Source organism: Deltaproteobacteria bacterium (assembly GCA_016218975.1).
Taxonomy (GTDB): domain Bacteria; phylum Desulfobacterota; class Deferrimicrobia; order Deferrimicrobiales; family Deferrimicrobiaceae; genus JAENIX01.
Window position 1 is genome coordinate 1 of record JACRCO010000053.1, and the last position, 16,638, is coordinate 16,638.

Annotated in this window: 13 protein-coding genes and 2 tRNA genes; 5 read left to right on the forward strand and 10 right to left on the reverse strand. The window is 61.4% G+C overall.

All coding sequences use genetic code 11. The annotated features are described in order from the left end of the window. Positions 1–185: 185 nt before the first annotated feature. The 3 genes from HY896_06590 to HY896_06600 are packed head-to-tail and all read right to left on the reverse strand — an operon-like array spanning position 186 to position 5,865. Positions 186–3,392, reverse strand: coding sequence for an efflux RND transporter permease subunit (locus tag HY896_06590; protein ID MBI5576018.1), 3,207 nt, complete (start codon positions 3,390–3,392; stop codon positions 186–188). After that, positions 3,389–4,570 carry an efflux RND transporter periplasmic adaptor subunit gene (locus HY896_06595; protein MBI5576019.1) on the reverse strand — a complete coding sequence of 394 codons (1,182 nt, stop codon included), beginning with the start codon at positions 4,568–4,570 and terminating at the stop codon, positions 3,389–3,391. The genes HY896_06590 and HY896_06595 overlap by 4 nt, the downstream gene beginning before the upstream one ends. Then, positions 4,567–5,865 carry a TolC family protein gene (locus HY896_06600; GenBank protein MBI5576020.1) on the reverse strand — a complete coding sequence of 433 codons (1,299 nt, stop codon included), beginning with the start codon at positions 5,863–5,865 and terminating at the stop codon, positions 4,567–4,569. Before HY896_06600 ends, HY896_06595 begins: the two co-directional genes overlap by 4 nt. A 233-nt stretch (positions 5,866–6,098) precedes the next feature. Here HY896_06600 and HY896_06605 point away from each other — a divergent pair, with 233 nt between their 5' ends. Next, complete coding sequence (locus HY896_06605) at positions 6,099–7,472, forward strand: sigma 54-interacting transcriptional regulator (GenBank protein ID MBI5576021.1); 1,374 nt, start codon at positions 6,099–6,101, stop codon at positions 7,470–7,472. A gap of 280 nt (positions 7,473–7,752) precedes the next feature. Here HY896_06605 and HY896_06610 read toward each other — a convergent pair whose 3' ends face one another. The 5 genes from HY896_06610 to HY896_06630 all read right to left on the reverse strand — a co-directional run bounded on the left by HY896_06610 (position 7,753) and on the right by HY896_06630 (position 12,984). After that, positions 7,753–7,959: a zinc ribbon domain-containing protein gene (locus HY896_06610; protein MBI5576022.1), complete on the reverse strand. Its 207-nt coding sequence runs from the start codon at positions 7,957–7,959 to the stop codon at positions 7,753–7,755. 13 nt (positions 7,960–7,972) lie between these two features. Then, complete coding sequence (locus HY896_06615) at positions 7,973–8,164, reverse strand: DUF2892 domain-containing protein (protein MBI5576023.1); 192 nt, start codon at positions 8,162–8,164, stop codon at positions 7,973–7,975. A gap of 311 nt (positions 8,165–8,475) precedes the next feature. Then, entirely contained in the window at positions 8,476–10,398 is a 1,923-nt protein-coding gene (locus tag HY896_06620; GenBank protein MBI5576024.1) for an ABC transporter ATP-binding protein, read from the reverse strand. Continuing rightward, the gene (locus tag HY896_06625) at positions 10,395–12,047 is read right to left on the reverse strand and encodes an ABC transporter ATP-binding protein (protein ID MBI5576025.1); all 1,653 of its coding nucleotides are present in this window, start codon (positions 12,045–12,047) and stop codon (positions 10,395–10,397) included. The genes HY896_06620 and HY896_06625 overlap by 4 nt, the downstream gene beginning before the upstream one ends. Before the next feature lie 124 nt (positions 12,048–12,171). Beyond that, positions 12,172–12,984, reverse strand: coding sequence for a site-2 protease family protein (locus tag HY896_06630; GenBank protein MBI5576026.1), 813 nt, complete (start codon positions 12,982–12,984; stop codon positions 12,172–12,174). A 65-nt stretch (positions 12,985–13,049) separates the two neighbouring features. Here HY896_06630 and HY896_06635 point away from each other — a divergent pair, with 65 nt between their 5' ends. Continuing rightward, positions 13,050–13,610, forward strand: a complete 561-nt coding sequence (locus tag HY896_06635) for an epoxyqueuosine reductase QueH (protein MBI5576027.1) — start codon at positions 13,050–13,052, stop codon at positions 13,608–13,610. 101 nt (positions 13,611–13,711) lie between these two features. Here HY896_06635 and HY896_06640 read toward each other — a convergent pair. Next, positions 13,712–13,807: transfer RNA gene (locus HY896_06640), tRNA-Sec, on the reverse strand. 208 nt (positions 13,808–14,015) lie between these two features. Between HY896_06640 and HY896_06645 the strand changes: the two genes are divergently transcribed. Both HY896_06645 and HY896_06650 read left to right on the forward strand, forming a co-directional pair. Continuing rightward, positions 14,016–14,777: a hypothetical protein gene (locus HY896_06645; protein ID MBI5576028.1), complete on the forward strand. Its 762-nt coding sequence runs from the start codon at positions 14,016–14,018 to the stop codon at positions 14,775–14,777. A 199-nt stretch (positions 14,778–14,976) separates the two neighbouring features. Then, positions 14,977–15,051: transfer RNA gene (locus HY896_06650), tRNA-Val, on the forward strand. 32 nt (positions 15,052–15,083) lie between these two features. On the opposite strand, the gene HY896_06655 is transcribed toward HY896_06650, so the two are convergent. Then, positions 15,084–15,707, reverse strand: coding sequence for a hypothetical protein (locus HY896_06655; protein MBI5576029.1), 624 nt, complete (start codon positions 15,705–15,707; stop codon positions 15,084–15,086). Positions 15,708–16,076: 369 nt separating this feature from the next. On the opposite strand from HY896_06655, the gene HY896_06660 reads away from it, so the two are divergent. Continuing rightward, a complete protein-coding gene (locus HY896_06660) occupies positions 16,077–16,424 on the forward strand; it encodes a YbaY family lipoprotein (GenBank protein MBI5576030.1) in 348 nt (115 codons plus the stop codon). The last annotated feature ends 214 nt before the right edge of the window (positions 16,425–16,638 follow it).

Sequence of the window (16,638 nt, forward strand, 5' to 3'; positions counted from 1 at the left end):
GTCAAAAACAGGGACGAGTCAAAAACAGGGACGTTCTTAAAAACTCGAACCAAAGACGGCAGTCGATGTGTCACCCGAGTTTTTAAGAACGTCACTGTTTTTGACTCGTCCCTGTTTTTGACTATTTTTGAGTTTTTAAGAACGTCCCTGTTTTTGAGTTTTTACCTGTTTTTGCGTCCCGGTTTTTAAGTTGTTGCGTGCTTCCTTCGTTCGGAGAGGAAGAAGAGGATCGGGACCGTCATGCGCGAAATCAGCAGGGAGGCGACTTCGCCCGCCATCAGGGATATAGCCAGCCCCTGGAAGATAGGGTCGAACAGAATGACGGAAGCGCCGACGATGACGGCCGCGGCGGTCAGCAGCATCGGGCGGAACCGGACCGCACCGGCATCGATCACCGCCTTGTCCAGCGGCATCCCCTGGGAAAGCCGCAGTTCCACGAAGTCCACAAGGATGATGGAATTGCGGACGACGATCCCGGCTCCGGCGATGAATCCGATCATGGAGGTGGCGGTGAAGAAGGCCCCCATGAAGCCGTGGCCCGGGAGGATCCCCACCAGTGAGAACGGAATGGCGGCCATGATCGTGAAGGGCGTGCGGAAGGACTGGAACCACCCCACCACGAGGATGTAGATCAGCACCATCACCGCGGCGAAGGCCAGCCCAAGGTCGCGGAACACTTCGTACGTGATGTGCCACTCCCCGTCCCACTTCATGGCGATCTTGCGATCCGTCTCCGGCAGGGAGGCCACGTACCGCTCCATCCCGTACCCTTCGGGCAGGACCAGCTTGTCGAGTTCCCGGTTGATCCCCAGGATTGCGTAGACCGGGCTTTCCACTTTCCCCGCTACGTCGGCGGTCACGTACACCACCGGCATAAGATTCTTGTGGTGGATGCTTTTCTCCGCAATCTCCTCGCGCACCCGAACGATTTCTCCGAGGGGGACCAGGTTCCCCTGCCTCCCCGCTACCCGGACCGCTTTAAGGCTCTCGATCTTCGAACGTTCTGCCCGCGGGAGGCGCAGGACGATCGGAACGTCCTCCTTTTCCGAGGGCTGGTGAAGCAGCCCCGCCGCCGTCCCATCCACGGCAAGGCGCAATGTCTCGGCCGCCTGCCCGGTCGACACCCCGTTCTGTGCCGCCTTGGCCTGGTCCACCTCGAACCGGAACCGCGGCTGGTCGTCTTCCACGTACCAGTCCACATCCACGACACCCTCGGATTTTTCCAGGATATCCTTTACCCGCCTCGCGGCCTCGATCTGCCCCCGGTAATCGGGACCGTACACCTCCGCGACAAGCGTCTGGAGGACAGGAGGCCCCGGGGGGACCTCGGCGACCTTGACCCTGGCGCCGTGGCGGGCCGCAGCTTCCTGGATCTTCGGCCTGACACGGGTGGCGATATCGTGGCTCTGCGCCTTGCGCTCCCCCTTGGGAGCCAGGTTCACCTGGATGTCCGCGACGTTCGCCCCCCGGCGCAGGAAATAGTGCCGCACGAGCCCGTTGAAGTTGTAAGGAGAAGAAGCGCCTACGTACATCTGGTAATTCGCCACCTCCGGGACGGTGGAGAGGATTCCCCCGATCTCCCTGGTGACGGATGCGGTTTCTTCCAGCGTGGTCCCTTCCGGCATGTCGATCACCACCTGGAACTCGCTTTTGTTGTCGAAGGGGAGCATCTTCACCTTCACCCACTTAAGCGCGACGAGAGAAGCCGAGCCCAGAAGGAGAAAAACGACGAGGAGGAGAAATCCGTACCGCCATGCGGGCCGGTGGAGCAGGCGGCCCATCGCCTCCCGGTACAGCCGTGTGGCTCTCCCCTCGACGCCGTGATCCCCGCGTCCATCATCCGGCTTCAGCAGGCGCACGCTCGCCCATGGAGTGATGATGAACGCCACCAGCAGGGAGAAAAGCATCGCGGCAGTCGCTCCTACCGGGATGGGACGCATGTACGGGCCCATGAGCCCCCGCACGAAGGCCATGGGGAGTATCGCGGCGATCACGGTGAAAGTGGCGAGGATGGTGGGGTTCCCCACCTCGTCCACAGCCTCTATGGCGATCTCAGACAAGGGCCGGCCGCGGTTTTCCGGGAGACGGATGTGCCGGACGACGTTCTCGACGACGACAATTGCGTCGTCCACCAGGATGCCGATGGAGAAGATGAGCGCGAAAAGCGTCACCCGGTTCAGTGTGTAACCGGCGAGGTAGAAGACGGCGAGCGTAAGCGCAAGCGTTACGGGAATGGCCGTGGCCACGATTCCCGACTCACGGAACCCCAGCGTGATCCAGATGAGTACCGACACCGAGATCACGGCGAGCAGCATGTGCAGGAGCAGCTCGTTCGACTTGTCCGCCGCCGTCTCGCCGTAATTCCGCGTCACGGTGAGGCGCACGTCGCCGGGCAGGAGGGCTCCCCTGATCCCATCCACCTTCGCAAGGACCCTATCCGCCACCGCGATGGCGTTGGTACCTTTACGTTTCGCTACCGACAGCGTGACGGCGGGTACCGCGGATTTCGCTTTCTCGCGGGACGAAGGGCCGTCCGCGTGGAGCACGTAGTCTGACGGCTCCTCGGGCCCGTCCACGATACGCGCGACATCGCGCAGGTACACCGGCCGGCCGCCGGAGACTCCCGCAACCACGCTCCCCACGTCGTCGGCGTTTCGCAGGAAACCGCCGGTCTCCACCAGGAACTCGCGGTTCCCGGAGGCGAAGCTTCCGGCCTGGAGCTGCCGGTTGGCCTGCCCGATGGCGCCGACGAGCCCGGCGGGCGCAACCCCGCGCGACGCCATAGCCGCGGGGTCGAGGAGCACGCGCACCTGGCGCCGCTGCCCGCCGATGATCTTCACCTCCGACACGTCCGGGACCGTTTTTATCTGCTCGTGAAGCTGCACGGCGACACGGCGCAGCGTGAAGGGGTCGTACCGTTCGCCCGAAAGGGTGAGAGCCAGTATGGGCACGTCGTCTATGGATCGCGGCTTGACCAGCGGAGGCGTTGCGCCCGGCGGGATCAGGTCGAAGTTGGCGAACATCTTCTGGTTCAGGCGGACGATGCTCTTCTCCTCGTCCTCGCCGACCTTGAACCGTACGACCGCCATGGATTGCCCCGGCGACGACGTGGAGTAGATGTATTCGACACCCGGTATCTCCCAGAGGAGTTTCTCCATCGGCCTTGTGACCCGGTCCTCGACCTCCTTCGCGGACGCCCCCGGCATCTGAACGAAGACATCGATCATCGGAACGACGATCTGCGGCTCTTCCTCGCGGGGGAGAAGCAGCACGGCCCCCACGCCGAGCAGGATGGATGCAAGGACGATGAGCGGCGTCAGGCGGGAATCGATGAAGGCCGCGGCGATCCGGCCCGCGATCCCGCGCCGCGCGTTCTTTTGCCGGTCCGTCACTTGCGGACCTCCGCCCGGACGCCGTCGGCAAGCCGGTCTACGGGCGACACGGCTATGCGAGCCCCGGCCGAAAGCCCGGAAAGAACCTCCACCCGGTCGCCTTCGGGAGCGCCGAGGGTGACGGGGGAAAGCCGGACCACGTTATCGTTCGAGAGGACGAAGACCCAATCGCTCCCGCCGGATCGGACGACCGCCTGTTTCGGGACGGCAATCCCGGAGCCCTTCCCGGCGGCGTACCGCACCCGGCCGGATTGGCCGGATCGGACCGATCCGGGCGGGAGATCGACTTTCACGAGGAAGGTTCGCGTGGCTGGGTCGATCGCGGGGACGACCTCCGTGACCGCCGCGGGTATTTCCCGCTCAGGGTCGGCGTCGAGCGTCACTCGGACCGGGGAGCCCGCCTTGAGCAGCGGGAGGTGAGACTCGGAGACGGCCGCTTCGATGCGATGCCGCCTCGGGTCCTCGAGGATGAACAGGGGCACGCCCGGCGTCGCCATGGATCCGGCGTCCGCTCTCTTCTCCACGATCACCCCGGCGAACGGCGCGGTTACCCGCGTCCAAGCCAGCGCCGTACGCGCGGAATTTACATGGCCCCTGGCCTGCGCGATCCTGCCGTCCAGCTGTGCACGCCGCCTCAACGCACGCTCTCGCTCCTGCGCCGCTACAGTCCGTCGCGCCTCGACCTCGTCGAACTCCTGGGGTGTGATCACCTTCTCCTCCAGGAGTTTCCGGTAGCGCCCGTACGTTTTTTCGGCAAGCGACCTGCCGGCCTCGGCCTGCTCGACGCCGCGGTCCGCCTCTTCGCGCGCCGCTTCCGCCTCGGCAAGCGCTCCATCGGCCGAGGCAAGCTGCGCCCGGGCCGCCTGGTCATCGATGGTCGCCAGCAATCCGCCCGCTTCGACACGCGCACCGGCCTCCGTGAAAACCGCGGTCAGGCGCCCCATCGCCTGCGGAGCCACCGCGGCGGTCGTCTTCGCCCGCACCGTGCCCACCGCCTCTCCCGCCGATTCCCGGGAGGACGGCGCAACCGTGAACACCTCAACGCCCTGCACCACGTGAATCGGAGAGACCTCTTTCCCATGTTTCGCCCTATCCCCGCAGGAAGCGAGAAGGATCGCGGCCGAAACAAAAGCCGCCACGGTCACGAAGTGTCCGGTTGTTACGGCGCGAAACCTCACTGTCGTGCCTCCTTCCCTTCCCGAAAAGCCCATTCCAGCAGCGTCCCCGAAGCGAACATCAGGCGGGCATGCGAGCGGCGCACGTCGTTCTCCGCCTTTACGGCTTCCGCGCGTGCCCTGTCGAGCGCCGCCTGCGCATCAAGGACGTCGATCATCCGGCCGATCTGATTCTCATACCTGCTGCGGATCAACCTCGCCCCCTCTTCCGCGGCCGCAACCGCCGCCCCTGCGATCTCCGCCCGCCGCTGCGCATCGCGGACTTCCAGGTACGCCTGCGCCACCTGGAACGATGCAAGGTCCTTCTCTCCCCTGTAATTCTCTTCCGCCTTCCTCCGTTCGGACGCCGCCCTTGAAACCGCCGCCTCCCTCCGCAGTCCGTCGAAGACGTTCCAGGAAAGCCCCACGCCCGCCTTCCAGCTTCTGTTGTCGACCGAGAACGGCCCGTTCGCTGCGTCGAGCCTGTACTCGCCGATGAAACCCAGGGTGGGCAGGTACTCGGACTTCCGGAGGGTCTCGCCCGTAGCGGCATTCGCGACGCGCATGGAGGCCGCCCGCAGGTCCGTACGCCTTTCCACGGCAGCCTGCAGTTCCTCGAGCGTTTCCGGGGGGGGGAACGCCGGCGGCGGTCCCAGTGCGTCCGTCGGGGGGGCGTTTTTCTCCCCCATCGCAAGCGACAACCCGCGGCGCGCCAGTTCGAGCCGGCTCTCCGCGGTCACCATCTCCCCTTCCGCCGCTGCAACCGACACCTTCGTCCTAAGGACATCCGCGGACAAGCCCGTTCCCGCTTTTTCGGCCGCCTCCGCCAGCCGCCTGTGCTCCTTCGCATCGGAAAACCCCTGCGCCGCGACGCCGGCGTAAGCCTTCGCGGTAAGAACGTCGAGATACGCGGCGAGCACCTTGTAAACCGCCTCCTCCCTTGTCCTCGAGTAGTCGAACTCCTTCGCGCCGGCCTCCTTCCGCGCCATCTTGTATCCCAGGTACGCCTGGGGCGCGAAGATCGGCTGCCGGAGGGTGAATGTCGTGAAGTAGCCGTTCAGGGGTGGGGGATTGTTGAAGTTGTTCACATCCAGGAAGTCTGACGCGGAGAGCTTTTCCTGGTTGATCTTGAGTGCGAAAACTTCGGCGGGTACGTCGGTGCGCAGGAACTGGAGCCCGGCGGAGAGTTCGGGGAGATAGCGGCCGCGGGCGGCCAGGACATCGTGCCTTGCCGCCGCCAGATCATGTCCTTCGGCGGACACGGCGGGATTTGCCTTCAGGGCTCGCGCCACCGCCTGCGGCAGGTCGACGGAATCCATGGCCTCCGCAGCGCGAAGAGGCAAAGCCGTCGCGGCAATGAAAACGAATAAAATGGCCGGTCCCGATATTTTCGGCAACAAGGATATTTTCGACGATATCGATATTTTCAACATTTTGATGTGCTCCCTGCCTCCGGCGGATCGGTTCCCCCGGCTTGTTTAGCATCCGCCGTGCCATAACCGATTTCTTTGAAAACATTGCGTTTTGGCGAATTCCGGATTATGATTGCAACATGAACCGCAACGATATATTGCAAATAGAGGGCGGGGCTGCGCTTACCGGCGAAAAGAAGCTGACCGCGATTTTGAACAGCGTGTGGGAAGCCGTGATCACAGTCGATCGCGATCACCGGATCGCCTCCTTCAACCGGGCCGCCGAACGTCTGGTCGGCATCCCTGAGAATGAGGCTATCGGCAAGGATTGCCGGGATATCCTTCGAGCCAATTTCGGACCGGCGCAATCCCAATGCCCGATGGGAGACATCTCCGCCGCGGGTAAACCGCAAACCGAAGTCACCGGAACCCTGGTGCGCGCCGACGGAGGTATCGTTCCCGTCAGCGCAAGCTGGTCGTTCCTGGAGGAACCGCCGGGCAACATCCTCGGGTTCGTCATCTCCTTTCGCAGTTTCGAGGAAATCGAACGGCTTGCCGACGAACGCCGGTCCCGGTTTCCTTTTCGGGACATCGTCGGGAAAACGGCCCGCCTCCAGAAGATCTTCGACCTGGTAGAGGCGGTAAGGGACACCGATTCCACCGTCCTGATCGAGGGGGAGAGCGGCACGGGAAAAGGGCTTTTCGCCCGGGCGATACACGACCTCTCGCCGCGGCGCGACGGACCGTTCGTCAAGGTCAACTGCGCAGCGCTCACTGAAACACTGCTTGAATCCGAACTGTTCGGTCACGTAAAAGGCGCCTTCACCGGAGCCATATCCGACAAGACGGGCCGCTTCGAAGCGGCTTCCGGCGGAACGATCTTCCTCGACGAGATCGGCGAGATATCCCCTTTCCTGCAGGCCAAGCTGCTCCACGTCGTGCAGGACCGGGAATTCCAGCGGGTGGGCAGCAGCAGGACGCTCCACGCCGATTTCCGGATCATCGCCGCGACCAACCGCAACGTCCGCGAGGCGGTGAAAGAAGGCCTTTTCCGGGAAGACCTTTATTACAGGCTGAACGTCATACCCTTGCGGGTTCCGCCGTTGCGGGAGAGGACGGAGGATATACCCATGCTCGTGGAACATATCCTGGAAGGGCTTCGCAGGCGCGGTCTGGACCGGGTGCGCGGAGTGTCGCCCGAGGCGATGCGGCGCCTTATGGCCTACAGGTGGCCGGGCAATGTGCGCGAACTGGAAAACGTGCTCGAACGGGGCGTTGTCGTGGCCCGGGGGCCCGTGATGTCCGTCGCCGACCTTGCGGAGGAAGTGGCCGACGCCGGGCATCGCGAACCCGCCGCGGATTCTGCCGCAACGGAAACCAGCCGGGACGATGAACGGGGGCGCATCTCTCATGCCCTCGAAGCAAACCGTTGGAACCGCATCGCCGCAGCGGCAGCGCTGGGAATGGATCGCACCACCCTTTGGAGGAAGATGAAGCGTCTTGGCCTCGCCTGAGCGTGAATTTCATCGGCTGGCGTTGGGATGATCCTGTACGCATTCCGTTTCCGTTCGATTTTCCATAGCCGCGGCTCCCGGCCGCGGCATCAGCACCTTGGGCCTCAACCGCCCCCGTCTCCCCTGATAAGCACGAACACTACGACCGCAGCCGCAATCAGGACCACCTGAAGCCAGTCACCACCCATTGCCTACCTCGTAGACCGGATTCCGCCGCTGCAACACAAGCTCCGTGTGAGATGCGGGTGTTCCCGGCGACCGCCGGGCGATACGATCACACTCATCCGAAAGGCGAGCGGCGCGAGCCGCCTCCGCAGGACGATCCGCCGGAAGAGCCGCTTCCGCTCATGCGGAACAACGAGATCCTCACCCGTTCGGCGAGGCCGCCGCAGGAGGGACACGTTTCATCCTTCCCCGTGTCGGACAATTTCCGGAACGATTCGAACTCCCGCCCGCATTTCTCGCACCTGTACTCGTAAAGCGGCATCTGCGCCTCCTCCCTATCGCTCGGGCACGCCCAGTTTTTTCAAAAACGTCTCCATCAGGCACCAGTTCGTCCAGCCCGACTGGAACAGGTTCAAGCCCACGAAGGCCGTGAACAGGAAAAACCAGGGGGAGATGTACCATCCAAGAGAAAGGCTCACCATCACAAACGTTCCCGCGATCACGCGGATCCATCGCTCGACATTCACAGCTATCCTCCTTAACCAATCCCCCGCAAGAGTTGCAACGGGGGATGATCGATGAAATCAATGAAAGCATGGGGTATGCCAACCCGGGAAAAGCTTGACGCAATCATCCATATCTGGTCGAAAATAAAAGCGTATATGATGGTAATTTCATCGGCCTTATGTAGATGAAACACGGAGCGGAAACGTTTCACAAGCACCGATGCAACTAATTGTTGCGATCAACCCGATGCGATTTCAACATTCCCGGATGGAATAAAGGATGCGTGTGAAGCGATCTATTTCCCCTGGATCTTAGGACGTCCGCTTCTCGTTCATGGCTGGTGTAAGGCTGATATGGACGGCGCGTCTTCCGCTTTCCCGCCGTATTGGAGCATGTAGAGGCGGCTGTAGATGCCGCCGGCATTCATCAGTTCCCGATGCGTGCCCGTTTCGCGAACCTTCCCCTTGTGCAGCACTATGATTCGGTCCGCGGACAGGATCGTGGAGAGCCGGTGTGCGACTACAAGCGAAGTGCGGCCCGCAAGGATGTTCGCAAGCGCTTTCCGGATATCGCTCTCGGTGACGGGATCCACGCTCGAGGTTGCCTCGTCCAGGATCAGAACGTCCGGGCTCCTGGCCAGCGCGCGCGCGAACGCCACAAGCTGGCGCTGTCCGACGGACAACCTTCCGCCTCGCTCTCCTACGGCGGTCTCGAGACCCTTCTCCCATCTTCCCGCAAAATCGGCGACACCCGATGCGGCGACCGCATTTTCCACGGCACTCCCCCCCGCCTCCACGTTCTGGAGGACGGTTCCCGAGAAAAGAAACGGATCCTGCAGGACAAGCGATATCCTTCCGCGCAGTTCCTCCCGGGGGATTTCCCGGATGTCCTGCCCGAACAGAAGGATCCTGCCGCGCTCGATTTCGTAAAGCCTGCACAGAAGAGAAAGGATCGTCGTCTTCCCCGCACCCGTTGCGCCGACGATCGCACCCATCTCACCTTCCCCGATGGAGAAGGATACCCCCCGCAGTACAGGTCCCCTGTCCGGCGTATTTCCCGCGCCGCCGTCGCCGTAGGAAAACCAGACATCGCGGAACTCGATGGCGGGCGCACTCACGTGTCCGGGCGTCCCCACATCCGGCTCATGCCTCGCCGCCTCGTGTCCGGGGTCCTTGTCGGAGCCCGGGTCCGGAGTTGCCGCAGGCGCCGCGGCGCGTGCGGGTGCGCGAACGTACTCGGGAGAAGGTTCCGCATCCAGGATATGGAAGATCCGCTCGCAGGATGCCAGGGCCGACTGGAGTATGTTGTACTTGTCGCTCATGTCCTTTATGGGGTTGAAGAACTTCTGCGCGTACTCGAGGAAGGCCACCAGCGTGCCGAACGTAATGGCGCCGGAAATCACCTGCCCGCCGCCACGCCATAGCAGCAGCGCCACGGCGATCGACGAGAAAAGCTCGACACCCGGGAAATAGAACGAGTAGTAATTGGTCAGGCGGACGCTCACGGACGCGTAATCTTCGTTCAGCGCGTCGAATTGCCGGTCCGATTTCTTTTCCTGCACGAACGCCTTGACCACGGCGACGCCGGAAATGTGCTCCTGGAGGAATGCGTTCAGCCGCGCAAGCCTCTTGCGCATCTCCCGGTTTCCCTCGCGTATGAATTTTTTGAGCACTTCCACGAAGAGAACCAGGGCGGGAAGTACGATGAACGTGACTAACGCCAAGGCGGGGTTCATGAACAGAAGGATGACCGCAATCCCCAGCAGGACCGTCACGTCGCCTACGGTCGACACCAGCCCCGATGATATGAGCTCCTGGAGCGCTTCCACATCGGAAGTGAGCCGCGTCATCAGCCGTCCGGTCGGCGTCCGATCGAAGAAGGAGACGGGCAGGCGCTCCAGCCGGGAGAACATCTCTTTCCGGATCGAAAGAATGACCCGCTGGCCGAGTATCGAAACCGAAAGCATCTCGAGATAAAGGAATCCCATCGCCCCACCGAGGGAAGCGAGATAGAGCGCGATCCACCCGATCATCCCCTCGAAGCGGCCTGCGGTTATGTGCCGGTCGATGATTATCTTGATAAGGTAAGGGCCGGCGAGCTGGCAGACGGTGCCCAACGCCAGCCCCAGGAGAGCCAGGGCGACCAGCGCCTTGTGAGGCCGGAGGTACGAGAGAAGACGGCGCAGAAGCCGAATGTCCAACGCCTGCGCGTCTGCCCGGTCTTCGAGGAAGAAAAGCTCGTGCCCGTTGCTCACGTCGACGCCTCCAGCTCGCGGGAGAGCATCTGGCGGGAGTACATGTCGAAGTACACTCCGCGAAGGGAAAGCAGCTCGTCGTGCGTTCCCTGCTCAGCGATCCTCCCTTCGGAGAGAACCAGGATGCGGTCGCAGCGCGCAAGCGACGATAGCCGATGCGTGCTGTAAAGGATCGTCCTGAAGCCGCGCAGCGAGAGGATCTCGCGGAAAATCTCCTGTTCCGTTTCCGCGTCCACGGACGAGAGAGCGTCGTCCAGGAGAAGGACCTTCGCTCCGGTGCCGAGCGCCCTCGCGATGGTCGCCCGCTGCTTCTGCCCGCCTGAGAGGGAGACCCCCCGCTCTCCGATGACCGTTCCGAACCCGTCCGGCATTTCTTCTATCTCGGCAAGGAGACGCGCCTGCCCGGCCGCCCGCCGCGCCGTTTCGGGATCCGTTTCCTCCAACCCGAAGCAGAGGTTGGCAAGGACCGTGTCCGAGAAGAGGAAGGGATCCTGCGCGACGAATGCCACGGAGCGTCGAAGTTCCTCCACAGGGATGCCGTTGATGTCCTTGCCATTGAAAAATACCGTCCCCGGAGCGACCGGATAAAGCCGCAGGATCGCCGATAGCAATGTGCTCTTCCCGCTGCCCGTGGACCCCGCAAGGCCGACCACCTCGCCCGCGCGTATGACGAACGATACGTCCCGAAGCGCTTCTCCTCGTCCTTCACCCGGATAGGAATAAGAAAGATTCCGGAATTCGAGAGCGGCTTCGCCATCCCTGGCCGCCTCGGGCGCTTCGGAGCGCTCCGTCTCATCCATTGAAAGCTCGGTGGGGAGTCGCAAGAACTCGTTGATGCGGCCCATGGCGCTTCCGCCCCTCTGAACGAGGTTGATGACCCATCCAAGCGCCATGGTCGGGAACGAGAGCATCGCAAGGTACGCGTTGAACGCGACGAATCCGCCCAGTGTCAGGCGGCCGCGGATGACGAGCCATCCGCCGGCCAGCAGCACCATTGCGATCCCGGCGCCCGCGAGAAATCCGATCGCCCCGTGGAACACCGCGGATGTTTTCGCGACGGCCACGTTCTTCCGGAGATATTCCTCGCAATCGAGGGCGAACCGGTCTGCTTCATGCTCCTCGAGACCGTACGCCTTGACCAGCCTGATGCCGCTCAGATTTTCCTGGAGAGTTGCGTTCATCCCTGCGAGCGTTTCCTGGACATTTCGATAGAGGCGGTGGAACGTTTTTCCGTATTGCTTCGACACAAGGATGACCGCAGGCGCCAGCACCAGGGAAATGGCCGTGAGGAGAACGCTGATCCGGAACATGAAGCCGAGGGCAAGGACGTAGGAGATGATCGTTCCCGCAAGCATAAGCAGCCCGGGGCCCAGGAAGAGCCACACCGCGGAAATGTCGTTCGTCATCCGGGACATGACGTCCCCGGTGGGGGTTGCGCCGAAAAAGGAAAGCGGCAGGCGGATCACATGGCGGAACACGTCTTTTCGAAGCTCGAGTTCCACCAGGCGCGCTACGACCAGCAAGCCCCGGCGGGAAAAGTATCGGAACGTACCGTGCAGGGCCGCGAAGAGCAGCATCCAGGATACGGCTCGCGCCAGACGCGCCGCCCCGTCGGGCGCGGCGATGCCGTCGATCGCCTCCCGCGTCATCCAGGGGATCAGAAGCCCGAAGAGGCTGGAAGCCAGCAGTCCGAGGGCGCACAGGACGAACGCCGTCCCGTGGCGCTCCAGGTAAGGACGCAGGGTAAAGAGCTCGCGGATGGCTCATCCCCCCTTACATGGGAACCGGGGTGGGGGTGAAGCAAACCAGGAAAAGAAGCCCGGAAAAGATGCCTACGGCGCGGCGCCCCCGTGACAGGGGGATCTCCGCGTGCAACGGCGCCGGATGGGCCGTTCCTATCACGAAAAGCATGACCGCCCAGATGATCCACCCCCCCCAGAAATACCCCATGGGAAGGAGCAGGTACGGGATCGCGCGCGCGAATTTCATATACGAACCGCCGAAAAGGGCATACGCGATGTGCCCCCCGTCGAGCTGCCCCGCCGGCAGGAGGTTCAGGGCCGTCACGAGAAGGCCGATCCACCCGGCGAATGCAACGGGGTGGAGGACGACGTCGTAGCCCTTCGGAATATCGCCGAGAACAAGGTTCGATGCGGCGCGGAAAAGTAGAGACTCTCCGAGCGGGATGCCGGTGAGACCGACCGTCGGGCGGATCGCCGACATCTTCAATCCTATAATGAGGATGGGAACCGCGATCAGGGCTCCTGCTATCGGCCCTGCCGCGCCGATGTCGAGCAATGCGTCCCGGTGCGGAACCGGCGACTTGATGCGTATGAACGCCCCGAACGTGCCGATGAACGATGGCGCCGGGATGAAATACGGCGGAGTCACCGCGACGTTGTGCCGCCTGGCGGCAGTGTAGTGTCCCAGTTCGTGGATGCCGAGTATCGCCAGCAGGGGGATGGAGAACGTAAGCCCCACGACCAGTTGCGCCGGGTCGCGCAGGGGATCGGCGCCCGAGAGGTACGTCCCGGCGACCAGGGTGGAGAAAAACGTCGCTACGAACAGGAGGACCTGTAGGCCCATCGCTTTTCCTCCTTCTTTTCCATTCACGATTATATGATAAGGAAGAGAGAGGTTGGGTTCCGCAGATGAAGCTGCTTTCGGACGTTCCGGACGGCGAAAACGTTCTCCTGCATATCTGCTGCGGACCGGACGCCTGTTACGGCGTTCCGGCGATGCAGGAGAGGTTCCGCGTCACCGGGTTCTTCTTCAACCCGAATATTCCGCCGGGCGATGAGTACGACCGCCGCCTTCAGGCGACCCGCCAGGTGCAGGATTTCCTTCCGTTCGCACTCGAAACGGAAGATGGGGGTCGGGAGGATTGGGAGGACGCCGTTCGGGGGCTCGAGGAGGAACCCGAAAAAGGCCGCCGCTGCGAGGAATGCATCCGGATGAGGCTCCGCCGCACGGCGGAAAAAGCCAAAGCGATGGGGATTCCGGCCTTTTGCACCATCCTGACGGTAAGTCCGAAGAAGGATGCCACGATGGTGAACCGCATCGGCCGTGAAGAGGGACAAAAAGCAGGGGTACGGTTCGTCGAGGCTGACATGAAAAAAAACGACGGGTATCTAAAGAGCGTCAAAATATCGAAAAAGCTGGGTATTTACCGACAGGACTTCTGCGGGTGCCGATTTTCGAAACGTCCGTAAAGAAACGCTTCCCCGCCTCCGATAAGCTTTACATAATGCAAAAAGACTGCCCTCCAAAGCCCCGAGGCTACTTTTTGGTTCTGCCGAGGAGCGCAGGAGGATGGCGGAAGCGTGAGGGAATCGAACCCACCGGAGACATTGCTGCCTCCCGACCGGATTTGAAGTCCGGGGGGGCCACCAGCGCCCCATCCGCTTCCGTAGCCGGGAACATTTTCCGCCGGGAAACGAAACCGATCTTTTATTTGCTCCTGGCCGCTTTCTTCGAGCGTTGTTTCCTGGACTTCTCTTTCCGGTGCCTGCGGCGCCGGATTTCCCGTTTCCGTTCCGTCGTCATGCAACCCTCGCGAAGTGCGAATTTTCAAGGCGGACCATTATAACAATATCCTGCCCGTGAAAGGAGTATCGATGAAACGACCCCTTGTTTTCCTTGCCGTCCTCTTTCTTTCGGCGGCGGTCCCGGCGCATGCGTCGCCCGGTTTCGAGGTAGGCGCCCGCGGAATGTACTGGTTCCCGGACCTCGATGCGAACGTAAAAACGACGGTGAGCGGAGTGACCGGCGAGTTCGACGCCAAGAGCGACCTTGGCGTCGGGGACGAGAACTTCCCGTCGGGCGAGGCGTTCCTGCGAGTCGGGAGGGCGCACTTCCGGGTCGGGTACACCCCGGTGAGCTTCGACGGCAACAATACGATTTCGCGGAATATCACCTTCAACGGCCAGACTTACACGTCGGGCACCAACGTCATCACCGACCTTGAGCTGAAGATGGCGGATGGCGAGTTCCAGTTCGACATCGTTCGCCCGAACGTCGCCGTCGCAAACTTCAACCTCGGTCTCATCCTGAAGGTCAAGTACGTCGACGGGAAGGTCGAGCTTCGGAGCAGCGCCCAGACGCAGACGAAGGACTTCAAGGCGCCGATCCCCATGATTGGGCTCGGTGCGGGCGCCGGCTTCCTTAAAAATATGGTCCGCGCCGATGCGCGTGTGACCGGCGTGTCCTACTCGGGCAACCACCTCTTCGAGGGCGACGGATTCGTTTCCTTCTCTCCGGTTCCGTTCGTAAGCGTGCAGGGCGGTTACCGCATCATCGACTTGAAGATCGACGATGACGACATCGTCGCCAAGCTCAAGCTGAAGGGGCCGTACGTCGGCGTCCGGCTCTCATTCTAAAAAACAGGGACGTTCTTAAAAACTCGCAAGCAACAAACGTGCAATCAAGCTAACGCAGGGGGACGGGAAACCGGACCGTCCCCCCGCCGGACTTTTAAAGAACGTCCCTGTTTTTGTGTTTATGATTTGTGTCCTTGATTTGTGTTCAAGTATCTTGTTGAACGGGCATCGCCTCCCAAGTAGAATGAACATCCTGGACGGGCGCTTAACTCAGCGGTAGAGTGCCACCTTCACACGGTGGAAGTCACAGGTTCAAATCCTGTAGCGCCCACCATTCCCCACTTCACCAGGTGGCATCGAAGGCGCTTATGCCTTTCGTCTCCTCCTTTTGATGCCTACGAGAGCCACGACGCCGGACCCGAAGAGCCACACCGCGTTTGGGATCGGGGTCGCGGCCACGCTCGATTTGTCGTAGAAGGTTCCGCCGGTGCCGAACGTCGCGCCCAGCCAGGAAAAAGAGGATGCCAGTTGATCCTTGCCGATCGTCCAGGTCAGGCTGCTTCCGTTCGCCGAGAAAGTGGGCATCGGACTGAAATTGGGGGAATCGAACGTCCCGTTTTCAAGGAGTCCCTTGTACTTGCCGTACACTATGGAATTTGTATTTCCTCCAAGTGTATAGTTGACGTACGTGTAGGCATCGATATTCTCGCCAAGGGCGGTCGAAACGCCGAAATATTCCCCCTGGTTGCCTGGAGGGTTCGGCGCCCCCCCGATGAAATAGATCCCATACGAATTCGCGTAATCGTCCGCCCCGGTACCCCCGGGCGCTCCTGCCAGCTGTAAATTGAAATAATACTTCGTCGCATCGGATGTAAAGCTCGATCCGACGATGTCCTGCCCCGGCGTCAGCGCAGCATGGCATGGCAACGACGATAACGCCGGTAGAAAAATCGAAAACGCCAGGACAGTTTTCAGCAACGCGCGCAACATGTGTTACCTCCTTTTTTGGTGGTTTTACGACCACTTGTATATACTTTGTATACACGGTGAGAACACCGTCTCACCTGGTGAAATTAACGACAAGGATAGATAATCCACTGCGAAATATAAGCATTCCCGCGCCTTAACTTCACGCATGTCCATAATTCAGCAATACGTGTGCCGATAAGTTGCCAGGAACATTTATTGCTGTACCGGTGGGCTATCATTTATGATGGCCATGTAAACAGACGATTCGGAAGGTATGAGCGTATTATGAAAAGGTCGTTGCTTACCTGTGTGTTTGCCGTCCTGTGCCTCGTCATGTCTGAATGGAATACCGCGAATTCGTTCCCACGACCGGGAAAGGATCCGCAATCCATGCAGGGATGGCCTATCGTTTCGGGAACGGTCAACTGTCGCGAACGCGCCGATCTTCCCCGAACGGCTATGGTCCACGTCGAACTTATCGATTTATCGCAGAAGGATCCGACGAAGGCGTTATTGGGAGAAGAGTCGATCTGGCCCGCAGGAATAAAGTTGCCCGTCACCTTCCGGATTCCGTACGACCCTTCGCGGATCGATCCGTCGCACATCTACGTTTTGCGCGCACGCATCACAGATGGCGAGAAGACCTTGTTCGTAAGCTCGTCGATGTCGTACGTACTGACCAGGGGAGCGCCGAACATCGCCGATATCGTTGTCGTGCGGGTGATGATCCGTTATTGAACCTGGCTTTTTATCAGGCGGCCGTACGGCAGGTGGCCTGCATTTCCAATAACGAAATAGAAGCTGTTTTGGGGGAATTCCCCGATCCACTGGGGAAAATCACCCAATAGTTCCGGTCGGATCGCATCCCGCCCGAGTATTTTCTTTCGCCCTTCCATGCAGTCCCCCTCATACGGGGTTTACGGTTCTTCCCGCCGGAACGATCCGGGAGCGT